Below are 14,287 nucleotides of genomic sequence, written 5' to 3'. Positions count from 1 at the left end.
GTCTCTCTGCCACCCCTTCATCGTATCTAAAATGATCCTCTGCTGCCGCTATGTGAATGGCCTCCGCCGCTTACGCCTCCGCCGCCAGACCCGCCTCCGCTGCCCCCAGAGCCGCCGGAATTCGTGTTGGTGATGCGGGTTCTGGTCGTCGTTGTCCGCAAATAGTTGTCGTGATGCTCAATCAGCCCTCCCGAATCAAAGTCCTGATACGTATAGCGATTAACCTCAACTCTCCCCTCACGGTGGCGAACCATGAGGCCGACCACGATCACCCCGAAAATAACCGACACCCCGATCTGGAACCAGAGCTGAAAGAAAATACTGTCCGGGTTCACTCCCGGCGCGTAGTCCATATAACGGTATGCAGTACGGATGTACTGCTCGAACGCCTTGGCGTATTCGCCATTTGCCAGCGCAGGCGTTACGCGGTCGCGGATTTTGTCCAGACGCTCATTATTCAGATAGGACTCCGCCTTGTAGAAGCCAGCCAGATAGATTTCTCTGTGCTTCATATCCATGGTCAGAATAACGGCGTTGCCATGCTTCTTGTCATACCCCGGCCCCCGCTGATCGTAGAAATCCTCTGTCATCTGCAGCACATCGGCGCCCTTGTCATTATTGGAGGTGTAGATGATGATATCGGTCTCCCGCTCAGAGCCATATTGATTAGCCAGAGCATTCAGCTCCGCCCGCTCGTCTGCCGTCAACAGCTTCGCCTCGTCATAGATGAGCTGCTTGTCGCCCCCTGCTGCATGGGCGGCTGGCAGGATGATGAAGAGCGACAACCCTAGCCATAGCAGCAGCGCTGCATATCTTCTCACCACAGTCCGCCTCCCATCATCCATTGCAGGGCGCGCATCGCGATGAAGCCCCCTCCGACGAATAGAGCGCCATATCCTGCCACCTTCGCCTTGCTAATCGGCGGCTTGCCCACCACCTTGCCGGTCTGGCCATTCATGGCGAAGGTATGCTCCATCCGGTCAAAGTCATAATTCACAATCCACACTGGCAACAGGACATAGTCCGCTCGCTGCACCTTCGTGTACACCTGCTTGCTCGGAAAGCTGATGCTGGAATAGCTGCCTACCGTACCGCTTAACGCTTGCTCAATATAAGGGGCGACCTTCACCCGCGCTCGGGAGACCATCTGCTGCTCATCAAAGCTGTACTTCTCCGCCACATAACCCGCCAGATAGGCGGTGTTGAAGCGCTTCAGCTCCTTGAACGTGAACGGCTCCAGCCGATCCATCAGCTCATCCTTCATCTTCTCCGCAGCGTCGACCGGCACATGGACATAGTGCAGACGAAGCTTGCGGTATACATCAAAATGCTGCGTTTCCGTAATCCGATATTCGCCCCGTCTATAGGATTTGACACGTGTGCCATTGCCCGATGCTTCCACATGAGTCTGCAGGTCATAGAGCCAGAAGGGAACATAGATACCGGTAATCGACTTGATCCGGTCTGCGGTCATGAAGCCGCGCGGGGTCATCAGACCGTTCTTGCACCATTTCTTGAAGGCCGCTATCGCTTCCTGCTTGCCGATCTTGAACGGGATGACCTTGACGGGCGCCAGCTCTCCGGTCAGACGATCGCCAAGCGCCACCGCCGAGCCGCAGAAGCTGCATACGGTTGCCGACGTCTCCGGCTCTGTCAGAATGACTGCGCCGCAGCTATTGCAGTGATACTGCCTTGCCTCATCCTCCTCGAAGGTGGCTCTAAGCAGCGGGTCCTCCACAAATTCTACATTGTCTTTCCTTCCGCAGCTTGCGCATGACAGCATGCCAGATGCGCTGTCGAAACGCATGTCGCTACCGCAATTGGGGCATTTATACTGTATGACCGGCACTTTCATTCACCTCGATTATCTTGCTGTTAGGATCGTGCTAACTTGCTCCTTAGCGCAGCCAGTTCCTCCTGCGGGCTGGCCGTCTGCGCGGTGCGACCGCGCGGCTCATGGGCAGCGCCATCTTCATTCGCGGCACTCGCGGCTCCTGCCGGGTCAGACTCGCCCGTCGCTGCTGTGGGGCCGGGTTCATCCGCAGCCAAGCCTGGCGATGGAGCCCCGCTGCCGGTTCCGTTGCCGCCAGCACTTCCAACGCTGCCGCCAGCCTCGCCAGCCTGCTTCTGGCTCTCTACGAGTCGAGCAATCAGCTCATCCAGGTCATCCGGCTGCTGCCCGGCCCTCAGCTCCGCTAGCGCCATCGCTTCATCATAGGCCTTGTTCGCCCGCTCCTCCAGTTCCTGGAGCGCGCCTGTCCCACCTCCTGCGCCGAGCGCATTAAGCCGCTCCTGTGCCCTTGCTGCCGCCAGCTTCTCCCTGAGCATTGCTCGCCGCGCCTCCAGACTTGCCAGATCACCTGCAAGCTTCTGCTCCATCCGCTTCATTCCCTCAGCCCCTGCCGCTGCTTGCTCGTAAGCCGCCAGCAGTCTCTGCTCCTGTGCGCTCTGCTGTGCCTTCCGCTCCAGAAACCGGAGCGCCTCCGCTTCATTGCCCGCCTGGACGGAACGCTCCGCATACCGCTGCAGCTTGGCGATCTCCGCCCGGCATTCCTCAAGCGCTCGCCTGGCTCGCCGCTCCTCCATCTGCACCGTGGCATTCTCCGCTCTCACCTGACCCAGATCACGGCTCAACGCACGCATATATTCGTCCACGGCCTTCTCCGGGTCCTCCGACTTGGCTTGCCAGGCATTCACATTGCTCCGCATGATATCCCGGAACCTGGATAACATCCCCATCCCGCATCCCTCCTTAGGCGATTTGCTCTCTCCCTATAATACCGCAAAATGAGACAAAAGGATTCATTTCCTTCTCTCCCCCAACGGGTACAACAGACTGCTACACGTGATTAGCGCAATGCAAGGCAAATAGCGCAAGCCTCGAAGATGATCCAAGGCTTGCGCTATGTTAACGTATCTATTGTGCTCCGTACCTGTTAGCGGGCTGTCCAGCCACCGTCGGCCTTGATAACATCGCCGTTCACGAAGCTCGAATCATCGGAACCCAGGAACAGCGCCACACGGGCGATCTCAACCGGGTCCGCTATTTTGCCGCTTCCTACATCTGTTAGTGCAGCCATCCCCAGCGGATGAGGCTCCGTAATCGTCGTCTGGATATTGGTGTTGACCCCTCCAGGAGCAATCGCATTGCAACGGATGTTGCCGCCTTCTCTGCCATAGGTTGCGGCAATGTTCTTGGTCAGTCCGATCAGACCATGCTTCGAGGCCACATAAGCTGCGCCACCGCGAGTACCGAACAGTCCTCCTACCGAGGCGTTATTAATAATTACACCGCCAGAAGATTGATCTTTCATAATATGAATGGCTGCACGGGAAGCCATCAGCGGCCCCGTCAGGTTAATGGAGAGGACTCGATCCCACAGCTCGTCCGTTACATCGCCTACTGGTGTGAAGTTGTCCATAATACCGGCATTATTCACCAGAATATCCAGCGAACCGAAGCTGGACACCGCAGTCTGTATCATCGCTTCAATATCTTCCTTCTTGGAGACATTGACCACTACGCCTGTTGCTGCTCCGCCGTTGTCCTTAATCTGCGCGACGACGCGGTCTACTGCTGAGGCATTGATGTCCGCGACGACCACCTTGGCTCCTTCTTGCGCATACAACAGAGCGATTGCCTCGCCCATGCCTGAACCCGCGCCAGTTACGATCGCTACTTTATTCTGCAGTTTCATGGATACACTCCCTCTATGTTGAAGTATGTTCGAACACCCCAATCATATACATTGTAAGCGCTATACTCAATTCACATTTCGTAATCATTTGTCTAAGTCTGTACAGATGTATATACTTTGTTCAAAAGGGCATAAAAATACTTCAAATTCCCGGGGGAATGTCCAATGTCATCGAAGCAAGGCAGCAACGCCGGAGTCATACGCACAAAAAAAGCGCTCAAGCATGCCTTCCTCTCGCTGCTCGCGGAGAAGGAGCTTAAAGCGATTACCATTACCGAGGTGGTTGCCCGAGCTGAATATACGCGGGGGACCTTTTATAATCACTATCATTACCTGGAGGACTTGCTGGAAGAAATTATAGAGGAGACGATTCAAGGGTTCATCCATGCCTTTCGGGAGCCTTATGAGGGGAAGAGGGAGCACTATAGCCTGCAGCAGCTATCTCATTCGACCGTACCTATCTTCCGCTATATCGGCGAGCATGCCGAGGCGTTCGCCCTGCTGTTCCAGATGCCCGGATTTCAGTCCAGGCTTAGCGATGCCATCCGCACCATCTATGACCGGGATTACGAGCTGCTGTTCGCCAAGGTGCCTTCCCATATTAATCGTGAAATCTTTATGAATCAGAGCGTCTACATTATCATTGGCCTGATCTCCTACTGGATTCAGTCCCAATATAAGTATTCCGCCAAGTATATGACCGAGCAGATGCTGGAGATTGCCAAGCTATATATCACTTGACGCGCCTGACTCCAGCCCCAGGCTGTCCAGCCGCAGGAGGCTGCGCGGTGCGATGCACCGCGCGCCCACTCACCCCTAGCGACTCTTGATTAACAGCTCCACAGCCTGCTGTACAATCTTGCTCGTATCGCCGCCGCTGGCCTGCTCCTCTTGAATGCACTGCTCCAGATTGACAGCTACGATATAGGCAATCGCCTTATCCGTCGCGCTGCGCACTGCCGACAATTGGCTAACGACATCCTTGCAGGATTGCTCCTCCTCCATCATGCGCAGCACACCTCTAATCTGGCCTTCCACACGGCGCAGCCGTTTCTTCACATCCTCATCATAATGCATGGCCAATTCCTCCTCGCATACCTATATAGGTATATTATTGCTGAATCGGCATCGAAATACAACCTTCTCAAATAAACAGATTCACCTTGCCGTCTGCCGCTTCTCCAAGATACGCCGCCACGCCTCCGTATTCGATTCCGTCCAGTAGCTCTTCCTTCTGCAAGCCGAGCAGATCCATCGTCATCGTACAGGCGACCAGACGCACACCCTGCTCGCGAGCCAGCTCGATTAACTGGGGCAACGTGAGTACATTGTGCTTTTTCATCACATGCTTGATCATTTGCGGACCCATCCCCGCATAATTCATTCGAGACAACCCCAGCCGGCTCGCGCCGCGAGGCATCATCCAGCCAAACATCCGCTCAAGCACTCCCTTCTTCACCTGCACCGGCCCCTCCTTGCGCAGCGTGTTCAGCCCCCAGAACGTGAAGAAAATGGTGACCTCATGATCATAAGCAGCCGCCCCGTTGGCGATAATGAAGGCCGCAATCGCCTTATCCAGCTCGCCGCTGAACAGGACGATGGTTGATTTCTCTTTGTTCCCTTCCATACGCTCACTCCTTTGCTCAGATGTATTGCCTAATCTGCACCTGGATGCGATTGAATTTTGCAAGCTCCAGCATCCAGCATTTATACCTGGTGGGGTATAAAAAATTGAAAAAATATGGTGTTGTTTCCTGTATAGCCTCAGAAGCCACACGCCTGTCTCTCCACAGCCTCTTACCTCATGAGAATAGGGGCATTACCCCGCCCGTTTATGCATATACCCGTATAGGTATAAAAACACTATAGTCGATTTGAGCTCGTTCGTCAATGGCCTTGTATGACCGCCCATATGCTTCCAGCCTCTGTCGGTTGACCTTGTAAAAGGCCTTACTCTACAATAAAGACATTCTAGATATAGAGAAGCTACAGGGAAGCAAAGGCGGGAAAACAGATGAAAAGAATACTGCTCATCGAAGACGAGCGGAGCATGGCCAGGTTCATCGAGCTGGAGCTGACGCACGAGTCGTTCTTCGTTCAGAGCGCGCCCGATGGGCATAGCGGGTTAGAGCGTGCGCTCTATGAGGATTGGGATGTGATTCTGCTCGATCTGATGCTGCCTGGACTGGACGGACTGGAGGTATGCCGTCGAATTCGCGCAGTCAAGTCCACGCCCATCATTATGCTGACCGCCCGCGACAGCATCAACGACCGTGTATTCGGGCTGGACAGCGGGGCAGATGACTATATTCCTAAACCATTCGCGATCGAGGAGCTGCTGGCTCGCATGCGAGTTATCTTCCGCAGGCAGGAACAACGGGCTGACGGGCAGCGCTCCCTACTCGCCTTCCATGATCTGACCGTCGATCTCAACTCACGCGAGGTTCGCAAGGACGGACGGCTGATCGAGCTCACGAAGCGAGAATTTGGACTGCTCGTCGCCTTCATGCAGCATCCAAACCGTGTGCTGGAGCGGGAGACGCTGCTGGATAAAGTATGGGGCTTCGAGGCCGTCGTCGATACGAATGTGGTCGATGTCTATGTGCGGTATCTGCGCAATAAGCTGGATGACCCTGGCGAGCCAAGCTACATCCAGACTCAACGCGGCATCGGTTATGTGATGCGGCGATGAGTGTGCTATATCGCTACCACTGGAAGCTGCGTCTGCGCTGGAAGCTGACACTGGGCTCCGCGCTGCTGCTGTTCCTGCTGTTCTCCGCCTACAACCTCGTGCAATACGTTTTTGTGGAGAACTGGATGAAGCAGCAGGCGCAGCAAGCCGCTGAGCAGGATATGCGGGAGCTGCTCAATGATCTGCTGGAGAAGGAGCTTGCCTTCAACGAGCAGGAGCTGCCTGCTATCCGCGCAAGGCTGGAGAAGGTCAACGAACGTGGACAGCTTATCCGGGTTCTGGGGCCGTCCGGCCAGCCAATTATAGCTGTTGGGGAGGAATTGCCCAGAGCTTGGGAACACTATTACCCGGACGCCCCACTGGCAGCCTCGGGCTCCTGGTTTCTGGATGGCCAGTTGCTGCTGTTGCGCAGTCCGCTTACGATCTTCTCCTTCGAGGGCACGATAGAGATTATCAGAAGTGTCGAACAATTCGACGAGCTGAGCTCTGCCTTCTTCCAGATCATGCTGCTCTGCTGTCTCGGGGCAGTCATCATCAGCGGATTGGGAGGATGGCTGTTGTCAGGGCAGTTGCTGCGGCCGCTCAAGGCAATGAACGAGGCCATGCTTAAAGTGAAGGAGCGCGGCCTGCGTGAGCGGATGCCGTTGCATGGAGGCCGTGTGGATGAGATGGGCGCACTCATGCAGCGCTTCAATGAAATGATGGACCAACTGGAGCGCTCGTTCGCCCAGCAGCAGCATTTTGTAGAGGATGCGTCACATGAGCTGCGCACGCCGATCGCTATCATCACGGGGCAGCTCCGTATGCTGCAACGTTGGGGAAAGCATGAACCCGCCATCGTCGACGAAGCGTTGGAGGCGTCGATGCAGGAGCTGGCACGGCTTAAGGGGTTGGTTGAGGAGCTGCTTGCTCTCTCAAGAGCGGAGAACAGCTCGCAGACGCACACACAAGCACGCTGCTCTGATCCGAAGGCAGTCATAGAGCGGTCGGCAGCCAAGCTCGGCTCTCTCCATCCGCAGTTCCAACTGCGGGTTGAGGCGGCGGAGCTGAAGGGATCGACGCTGCATATTACCGAGCAGCATCTGGAGCAGCTTCTGCTCATTCTGCTCGATAATGCGGTCAAGTATTCCGGCAGCTCCCGCTGCATAGAGCTGAGCGCGACGTTAGCGGGAGAGCAGGCAGTACTGGCTGTAGTCGACTATGGCATCGGGATTGCCGAGGAGGAGCTGCCCCTCGTCATGAACCGCTTCTATCGTGCAGACAAAGCCCGCATTCGGGAAGGCGGCGGCTTCGGGCTAGGGCTGGCTATTGCCCGCAGACTGACGGAGAGCTACGGAGGAGAGCTGCGTATTCGGAGCAGCCTTGGCAAGGGCACCACCGCCGAGCTTGTATTAGGGGTCGCGCGATAGCCACGCCGCAGACTCCTGGTCTGGAGAAGCTGCCATCCTGGCGGCTAACGAGCGAGCACGAGACACGAGACGCCGACTGACCGAAGCATGAAGCCGTAGCTGCTCTCATACCCCCTGGACGATGACGCCCTGATGGCTGTACGACATACAGAGATTCACTTCCCTTGAAGGCGAATCTCTGCTTTTTTTTATTTTCACAGCATTTTCTCATTTTCATCGGCTACAATAAAATCAATTGATTTGGTAATGATATTCATTATCAAAGAATATGAACAAAAAGGGGTTATTGTATCATGATGAAGAAATATGCATCCTCACTGATCATCCTGACGATGATGATGGGGTTGATTCTGGCAGGCTGCGGGACGCAGACAAGCTCCAACACATCCGGAGCTGGCGCCAATACAGGCAAGGCACCTGCAGCCGAGTCGAACGCTGGTTCTACAGCAGAGACGTCCAGCAGCAATGGAGCCAGCGGGAGCCAGATGGTCAATGTATATACCGCCCGCCACTATGATGTAGACAGCCAGTTGTTTGATGCGTTCACGCAGGCGACCGGCATCAAGGTCAATGAGATCAAGGGTACGGCTGAGGAGCTGGTTGAGCGCCTGAAGCGTGAAGGCGAAAGCTCTGAGGCTGATCTGTTCGTCACCGTCGACGGCGGCGTGTTGAACTATGCGAAGCAGAATGATGTGCTCCAGCCGATCGTATCGGCGACCGTAGATACCAATGTCCCGGCACAGCTTCGCGATACCGAAGATTACTGGGTCGGCTTTGCCACACGCGCCCGTGTCATCGTCTACGCCAAAGATCGCGTGAAGCCAGAGCAACTGTCCACGTATGAGGATCTGGCCACTGACAAATGGAAGGGCAAGGTACTGGTGCGCTCCTCCTCCAGTCTGTATAACCAGTCCCTGCTCGCCTCCTTCATCGAGCTGAACGGTCAGCAGGCTGCCGAGGCTTGGGCCAAGGGCATGGTGGCGAACTTCGCCCGCGACCCGGAGGGCGGCGACCGCGATCAGGCGAAAGCGATCGCAGCAGGCATCGGCGATGTCGCGATTATGAACACTTACTATGTCGGACAGATGCTGCATTCCAAGGATGCGGAGGAAGTGAAGGTCGCAGAGCAGATTGGCGTCTTCTTCCCGAATCAGGAGACGACCGGCGCTCACCTGAATATTAGCGGCATTGGTCTGACCAAGCACGCCAAGAACAAGGAGAACGCCATCAAGCTGATCGAGTTCCTGACGAGTGCAAAGACGCAGACGACGCTGTCACAAGGAAGCTTCGAGTTCCCGGTGAATGCCGCGGCGGACAAGCCGGAGCTGCTGAAGACTTGGGGAGAATTCAAGACGCAGCAGCTTGATTTCGCCAAGCTCGGCGAGAACAACAAGCTGGCGGTCGAGCTGCTGAACAAGGCAGGCTGGAAATAATGAAGGCCGCTGCACAATTCGTCTGGAGAACGATGCAGCGCCAGCTCAACGGCTGGACGATCGTGACGGTGGCGGGAGCTCTGGCAGCTCTCGCCCCTTCCGCTTATATCCTGCTCGGCCTGCTGGCAGAACCGACAGAGAATTGGCCTCATATTCGGGACTATGTGCTGCTGGATGCATCGCTGCAGTCGTTATGGATGGTGCTGGGAGCAGGAAGCTGCGCGGTTGCGCTCGGCGTTACGCTCGCCTGGCTTGTAGCAGTGTACGATTTCCCGTTGCGGCGTTTTTGCCATTTTGTATTCGTCCTGCCACTAGCGCTGCCTCCCTATATCGCCGCATACACGTATGGCTCGATGCTCAGCTATACTGGCAGTGTGCAGGCTTTTTTGCGCAATCAGCTAGGACTAACGCCGAACCCGGCTTACTTTGACATCATGTCGCTGAAGGGCGCCATTTTTATTTTTACGATCTGCTTGTTCCCCTATGTCTATTTGCTCGTCAAAACGATGCTGGAGCGCCAAAGCGCCTCCTATATCGAGAATGCCCGTCTGCTCGGACAAGGGCCGCTGACCATCTTGGTTCGCATCGTGCTGCCCGTATCCCAAACCGCGATTGCGGGTGGAGCCAGCCTCGTCGCATTCGAGGTGCTCAATGACTACGGGGTGTCCAAGCACTTCGGCATTCCGTCGTTCACCACCGCCATCTTCAAAACATGGTTCGGCATGTATGATGTCGATTCAGCCATCCGACTGTCCGCGCTGCTCATGACCTTCGTCATCGCCATCTTCCTACTGGAGCGGCTGGTGCGGCGACGCAAGATGTATCATGCCTCGACCAGCAGGCAGCGTCCGCTGGCCCGTCGCAGACTGCGCGGGCCTGCCGCATGGGCGGCTACCGGGCTCGGGCTGACGGTATTCGCGTTCTCCTTCGCGATTCCGGTGGTTCAACTGATCGTATGGGCGGCCTGGACATACAACGATGTCCTGAATGCCCGCTTCGTGCTGTTGCTCGGCAACACCCTGCTCGTCTCTGCCATAGCCATCCTGCTGTTGATGACACTGGCTGTGATCATCGCCAACGTTGTGCGCTTTGCCAAGCGCTCACTGTGGGGCATCGCATTGTCCAGACTCGTTGCCATGGGCTACTCGATACCCGGCGCAGTACTGGCTATCGGGGTGCTGGCCGTATTCCTGTCACTGGATGGCCTGCTCGGCGCAAGCGGCCTGTACGAACGGCTCGGCTACAGCCCCAGCAAGCTGGTGCTGAGCATGTCGATCGCCATGCTGATATTTGCCTATATCATTCGCTTCCTGCCTGTCGGTTACAATGCTGTCGAGGCCGGCTTTGACAAGCTTGGGAACCGTTATACCGAGGCGTCGCGCATGCTCGGACAGAGCCTAACGGCCAGCTTCTTCAAGGTAGATCTGCCGATGATCCGCGGCGCTGTCCTTACCGGCTGCATCCTGTCATTTATGGAGATTGTCAAGGAGCTGCCGCTAACGCTGCTGCTGCGGCCGTTCAACTTCGAGACGCTCGCGACCAAGGCGTATCAGTATGCCAGCGACGAGCAGATTCATCAGGCCTCTGTCCCGTCATTATTCATCATTGCGGTCGGAGTAGTCTTCGTATGCTTTTATTATTGGCTAGGAGAGAGGAAACCTTCATGAGCTATTTTCAAGCCCGACAACTGACCTTCAGCTATGACAAGGGGCGTGGCACGGTGCTGGACGGCTTCTCGATGTCCGTCGAGCAAGGCGAGGTCGTGGGCATCGTCGGCCCGAGTGGAGGCGGCAAAAGCACGTTGCTGCGCATCATCGCAGGACTGGAGATGCCCCGCGCAGGCTCTATCGTTATGGATGGGGAGACGCTGGTGGATGAACAGCGGTTCGTGCTGCCGGAGCGTCGCAGCATCGGCATGATCTTCCAGGATTATGCCCTGTTCCCCCATTTGACTGTCGCCCAGAATATACAATTCGGATTGCCGCGCACTGCTCGCAAGGAACGGAGAGCACGGCTGGACGAGATGCTGGAGCTGATCCAGATGGAGCCTTACACGCGTGCCTATCCGCATGAGCTGAGCGGTGGTCAGCAGCAGCGTGTTGCTTTTGCCCGTGCGCTGGCGCCGCGTCCACGCCTGCTGCTGATGGACGAGCCGTTCAGCAGCCTCGACGCCGAGCTGAAGAGCGGCATCCGCTCCGAGCTGAAGCGAATGCTGCTCGCCTCTGGCATGACCTGCATGCTCGTCAGTCATGATCGTGAGGACACGGACGCCATCTGTAATCGGGTCGTATCGATCCGCTAGCTCTCACGATGCACCATGTAATGAAGCGCTTGTGTCAAGAATCCGCTGCGCTGCGGAAAACGTCGCAGCGCCTCCATCGCCTGGCAGTAGTGCTCCCACATCTGCCTGCGCGCCCCATCCAGTCCAAGCACCGTCACGAAGGTGGAGCGGTCGTTCGAGGCATCCTGTCCGACAGGCTTGCCCAGCATCGCTCCATCTCCCTCCGTATCGAGCAGGTCATCCCTGATTTGAAACGCGATCCCCGCATGATAAGCATAGGACTTCAATGCATCTAGCTGCTGACTGCTTGCCTTGGCAAGCAGCGCCGGCATAATCAGCGCCGCCTCGAAGGCGATACCCGTCTTGTAATAACAGAGCGTGTTCAGTTGCTCCAGCGTGAGCCGCTTGCCCTTGGAGCCCAGATCCATTGCCTGGCCGCGGCACAGATCCTCGGCGCGCTGTGCCGAATACTTCATCAGAGCCAGCACTGCCCCCGGATCGAAGGACTGCAACGAGGCCTGCTCCTGCACCGCCCGCTGCATAAGCAGCAAGCCGGTCAGCTCGGCTGTCGCGCTATCATGCACCAAGTGGAGCGTTGCCTGTCCTCTGCGGATCGAGGCGTTATCTTGTGTGGGCAGATCGTCAAAAATCAGAGAAGCGGTATGCATATATTCCAGCGAGCGGAGCAGCGGCGTGAGCTGTTCCGCTATGAGCCCATACTCCTGCACACCAACTACCCATGTCAGCACTGGTCGCAGACGTTTGCCTCCGCTCGCCAAGCTGTAATTGGCGGCCATCGTTAGCGGCTCCTCCAGATGCGGCAGATCGGCAGGGGGGTCTAGCGGCAAAATGCGGTTAATCTCATCACGCGCCTTGCGAACCGTCTCATGAAAGAGCTGCTGATGCTGGCGATCCTGCTTCAATTGCCCCGCAAGCTGATCGCGCAGCAGCTTGTCCAGAAACTCAACATCATCGGCCCTCCGTACCATTCGCTGTACGAGCCGATTGAAGGCGGGAGCATCTGGTGCAAGCAGCCTCATCCGGCGCGCATACGCTGTGTCCCCGAGCCGCGCCTTGAACCGCTTCAGTCCATTGATGGCGCGATCCAGTATCACCTCGCGCGCGCCAGCATCACCCTTGTAGACATGTTGGATCAGATGACAGACGACCGTCCAATATAGCTCGAACGGGTTAAGCAGATCGGGGCGACGGTCATGATGAGTGAAATAGTACGTATACGGCGTCACAGCGCCATCCTCCAGGTCGGCATCCAGATCAGCGAAGTCATCAGCCAACTGGTTATAGATTCCGTAGTAGAACGTCCGGCTCTCGAAGCCTTCCTCCTCCGCCGTCCCCAGCACGGAGCGCGCCACCAGGCGAGAGGAGGCAGACTTCAGAATGACAGGAATGAACAGCTCCTCATTCGTATAGCCGGGGTTGGACAGCGATTTGACCCGATCCAGCTCCTGAGAGTGAAAGAATACATAGGATTGCTCGAAAAAGACTGTCTGTTTCCCTGCCGGTTGCTGCTCCTTAATATATTCGAAGGCTTCCCGCAGCTCGCCATGGACATAGTGAATCAGTTGCCGATTCGACTCGCTCCAGCTCTCCAGTTCCAGCTCCGGTACTGTGCCGCGAAGGAGCGCGGCACGGATCAGGCGGCTATAGCGCGCCTTCTCCTCTATATTCAGCACCTTGGCATCCAGCAGATCGTCAATAAACGGATACGTCAGGCCATAGGAATAGCCGAGCCGAATCGCCTGATTGATCCGTTCTGCCCGTTCCCGTGGCTCCAGCCCCTCCTCCATCTCCTCCATCGCGTGTAGCACGACGCCAAAAACAATCTTGATCAGCTTACGCTGGGCATGCTCGGCATTCATCTGTTCCGGGATATGGGTCGCGACGGTATGGAGCTTGCCGATCAGCCACATCGCCGCCGATTCAACACCCTCGGACTGTGCCCATCTGTATACACCCGTCATGTTGATCATATCCAGGCCCCCACCACTCTGCGACGACAGGAGCCGCTGCTTGACACGCGCGGTCATCCGCCGAATGCGCATCTGCGTCTTCGGATCATCCACGGCTTGGCCAAGATCGCGCATATACATATACGATACGCTGCGCTCCAGATAGCCATCCAGTCGGCCTGTACGCTCCAGCCAATTGAGGTAGTGCCCAGCATTGCCCCCCTGCTCCTGCGGAGGGCGAGAGAATAGCGATAGCCAAGGAAAGCGGCGGATATGCTTATGCTGCCATTGTCTCAGGTGTTCGGTCAATACAGGTGCATAGCCTCCAGACTCGGCCAGCTTCAATAGGATGGCAAAGTATTGCCCCGCCTTGTGTTCTGCCTGTTCATAGCATGGATCGGGATCAATATGATAGTCCTCATTCATAGGTGTCACTACCTCAGCTTCTATATAGGTTTCTTCGTAGGTTTCTTCTCATGTATTCCGAATGAGGTTTCCGGGATAACGACACACAATCGGGCGGCCAAAGACAGGGTCAACGTCCAATCCCCAATTAGAAGGGGGCCATGGGAGGGAGAACATCTCTACTGTCGCCTTCCCTCTGCTGACACTGTGGCGAATAGCTGCACCATAGATGTCCTTCATCTCATATTATATATCATGGAAGAAGCGGAGCCACTAGACTTTAGACGGGAATCCCGTGTATCCGGCGCTTTTTTGTGCGATTGAATGTCATGTTAGCGGGGGAGAGTAGTGGTCTATACGGGACAGGGTGTAAATTACCTGTTGGGGGCATAAAAAAGA

The 14,287-nt window shown here is 56.2% G+C and carries 13 protein-coding genes; 6 read left to right on the top strand and 7 right to left on the bottom strand.

What is annotated here, in order from left to right; translation table 11 throughout:
- Nucleotides 1-26: 26 nt before the first annotated feature.
- The 4 genes from ACY1JZ_RS17140 to ACY1JZ_RS17125 all read right to left on the bottom strand — a co-directional run bounded on the left by ACY1JZ_RS17140 (nt 27) and on the right by ACY1JZ_RS17125 (nt 3,698).
- Complete coding sequence (locus tag ACY1JZ_RS17140) at nt 27-824, bottom strand: TPM domain-containing protein (RefSeq protein ID WP_462630248.1); 798 nt, start codon at nt 822-824, stop codon at nt 27-29.
- A complete protein-coding gene (locus ACY1JZ_RS17135; RefSeq protein ID WP_462630246.1) occupies nt 818-1,849 on the bottom strand; it encodes a TFIIB-type zinc ribbon-containing protein in 1,032 nt (343 codons plus the stop codon). The genes ACY1JZ_RS17140 and ACY1JZ_RS17135 overlap by 7 nt, the downstream gene beginning before the upstream one ends.
- 26 nt (nt 1,850-1,875) lie before the next feature.
- Complete coding sequence (locus tag ACY1JZ_RS17130) at nt 1,876-2,739, bottom strand: PspA/IM30 family protein (protein ID WP_462630244.1); 864 nt, start codon at nt 2,737-2,739, stop codon at nt 1,876-1,878.
- Nucleotides 2,740-2,936: 197 nt separating this feature from the next.
- On the bottom strand, nt 2,937-3,698 hold the full coding sequence (locus ACY1JZ_RS17125; RefSeq protein WP_462630242.1) for a glucose 1-dehydrogenase: 762 nt from the start codon (nt 3,696-3,698) through the stop codon (nt 2,937-2,939).
- Between the two features lie 165 nt (nt 3,699-3,863).
- Here ACY1JZ_RS17125 and ACY1JZ_RS17120 point away from each other — a divergent pair, with 165 nt between their 5' ends.
- Entirely contained in the window at nt 3,864-4,439 is a 576-nt protein-coding gene (locus ACY1JZ_RS17120; protein ID WP_462630240.1) for a TetR/AcrR family transcriptional regulator, read from the top strand.
- 75 nt (nt 4,440-4,514) lie between these two features.
- Here ACY1JZ_RS17120 and ACY1JZ_RS17115 read toward each other — a convergent pair whose 3' ends face one another.
- Together ACY1JZ_RS17115 and ACY1JZ_RS17110 are read right to left on the bottom strand one after the other, a co-directional pair.
- Nucleotides 4,515-4,775, bottom strand: coding sequence for a metal-sensitive transcriptional regulator (locus tag ACY1JZ_RS17115; protein ID WP_442954833.1), 261 nt, complete (start codon nt 4,773-4,775; stop codon nt 4,515-4,517).
- A gap of 67 nt (nt 4,776-4,842) precedes the next feature.
- Nucleotides 4,843-5,325, bottom strand: coding sequence for a DsrE/DsrF/DrsH-like family protein (locus tag ACY1JZ_RS17110; protein WP_462630238.1), 483 nt, complete (start codon nt 5,323-5,325; stop codon nt 4,843-4,845).
- A gap of 387 nt (nt 5,326-5,712) precedes the next feature.
- Between ACY1JZ_RS17110 and ACY1JZ_RS17105 the strand changes: the two genes are divergently transcribed.
- The 5 genes from ACY1JZ_RS17105 (at nt 5,713) to ACY1JZ_RS17085 (ending at nt 11,534) form a co-directional block, all read left to right on the top strand.
- Nucleotides 5,713-6,390: a response regulator transcription factor gene (locus ACY1JZ_RS17105; RefSeq protein WP_462630237.1), complete on the top strand. Its 678-nt coding sequence runs from the start codon at nt 5,713-5,715 to the stop codon at nt 6,388-6,390.
- The gene (locus ACY1JZ_RS17100) at nt 6,387-7,799 is read left to right on the top strand and encodes a HAMP domain-containing sensor histidine kinase (protein WP_462630236.1); all 1,413 of its coding nucleotides are present in this window, start codon (nt 6,387-6,389) and stop codon (nt 7,797-7,799) included. The genes ACY1JZ_RS17105 and ACY1JZ_RS17100 overlap by 4 nt, the downstream gene beginning before the upstream one ends.
- Nucleotides 7,800-8,092: 293 nt before the next feature.
- Nucleotides 8,093-9,232, top strand: coding sequence for a Fe(3+) ABC transporter substrate-binding protein (locus tag ACY1JZ_RS17095; protein WP_462630235.1), 1,140 nt, complete (start codon nt 8,093-8,095; stop codon nt 9,230-9,232).
- Nucleotides 9,232-10,899, top strand: a complete 1,668-nt coding sequence (locus ACY1JZ_RS17090) for an ABC transporter permease (RefSeq protein ID WP_462630234.1) — start codon at nt 9,232-9,234, stop codon at nt 10,897-10,899. The genes ACY1JZ_RS17095 and ACY1JZ_RS17090 overlap by 1 nt, the downstream gene beginning before the upstream one ends.
- Complete coding sequence (locus ACY1JZ_RS17085; protein WP_270167654.1) at nt 10,896-11,534, top strand: ABC transporter ATP-binding protein; 639 nt, start codon at nt 10,896-10,898, stop codon at nt 11,532-11,534. Before ACY1JZ_RS17090 ends, ACY1JZ_RS17085 begins: the two co-directional genes overlap by 4 nt.
- Here the strand turns inward: ACY1JZ_RS17085 and ACY1JZ_RS17080 are convergent.
- Entirely contained in the window at nt 11,531-13,909 is a 2,379-nt protein-coding gene (locus ACY1JZ_RS17080; protein WP_462630233.1) for a polyprenyl synthetase family protein, read from the bottom strand. The two genes, ACY1JZ_RS17085 and ACY1JZ_RS17080, sit on opposite strands and share 4 nt — an antisense overlap.
- Between the last annotated feature and the right edge of the window lie 378 nt (nt 13,910-14,287).

Source organism: Paenibacillus sp. J5 (assembly GCF_054955055.1).
This window is presented reverse-complemented; position numbering and strand designations above follow the sequence as displayed.

What these genes read in the sequence shown, in the direction of transcription:
- ACY1JZ_RS17130 (WP_462630244.1), bottom strand. Translation starts at nt 2,739, where the DNA reads ATGGGGATGTTATCCAGGTTCCGGGATATCATGCGGAGCAATGTGAAT.
- ACY1JZ_RS17125 (WP_462630242.1), bottom strand. Translation starts at nt 3,698, where the DNA reads ATGAAACTGCAGAATAAAGTAGCGATCGTAACTGGCGCGGGTTCAGGC.
- ACY1JZ_RS17120 (WP_462630240.1), top strand. Translation starts at nt 3,864, where the DNA reads ATGTCATCGAAGCAAGGCAGCAACGCCGGAGTCATACGCACAAAAAAA.
- ACY1JZ_RS17115 (WP_442954833.1), bottom strand. Translation starts at nt 4,775, where the DNA reads ATGCATTATGATGAGGATGTGAAGAAACGGCTGCGCCGTGTGGAAGGC.
- ACY1JZ_RS17110 (WP_462630238.1), bottom strand. Translation starts at nt 5,325, where the DNA reads ATGGAAGGGAACAAAGAGAAATCAACCATCGTCCTGTTCAGCGGCGAG.
- ACY1JZ_RS17105 (WP_462630237.1), top strand. Translation starts at nt 5,713, where the DNA reads ATGAAAAGAATACTGCTCATCGAAGACGAGCGGAGCATGGCCAGGTTC.
- ACY1JZ_RS17100 (WP_462630236.1), top strand. Translation starts at nt 6,387, where the DNA reads ATGAGTGTGCTATATCGCTACCACTGGAAGCTGCGTCTGCGCTGGAAG.
- ACY1JZ_RS17095 (WP_462630235.1), top strand. Translation starts at nt 8,093, where the DNA reads ATGATGAAGAAATATGCATCCTCACTGATCATCCTGACGATGATGATG.
- ACY1JZ_RS17090 (WP_462630234.1), top strand. Translation starts at nt 9,232, where the DNA reads ATGAAGGCCGCTGCACAATTCGTCTGGAGAACGATGCAGCGCCAGCTC.
- ACY1JZ_RS17085 (WP_270167654.1), top strand. Translation starts at nt 10,896, where the DNA reads ATGAGCTATTTTCAAGCCCGACAACTGACCTTCAGCTATGACAAGGGG.
- ACY1JZ_RS17080 (WP_462630233.1), bottom strand. Translation starts at nt 13,909, where the DNA reads ATGAATGAGGACTATCATATTGATCCCGATCCATGCTATGAACAGGCA.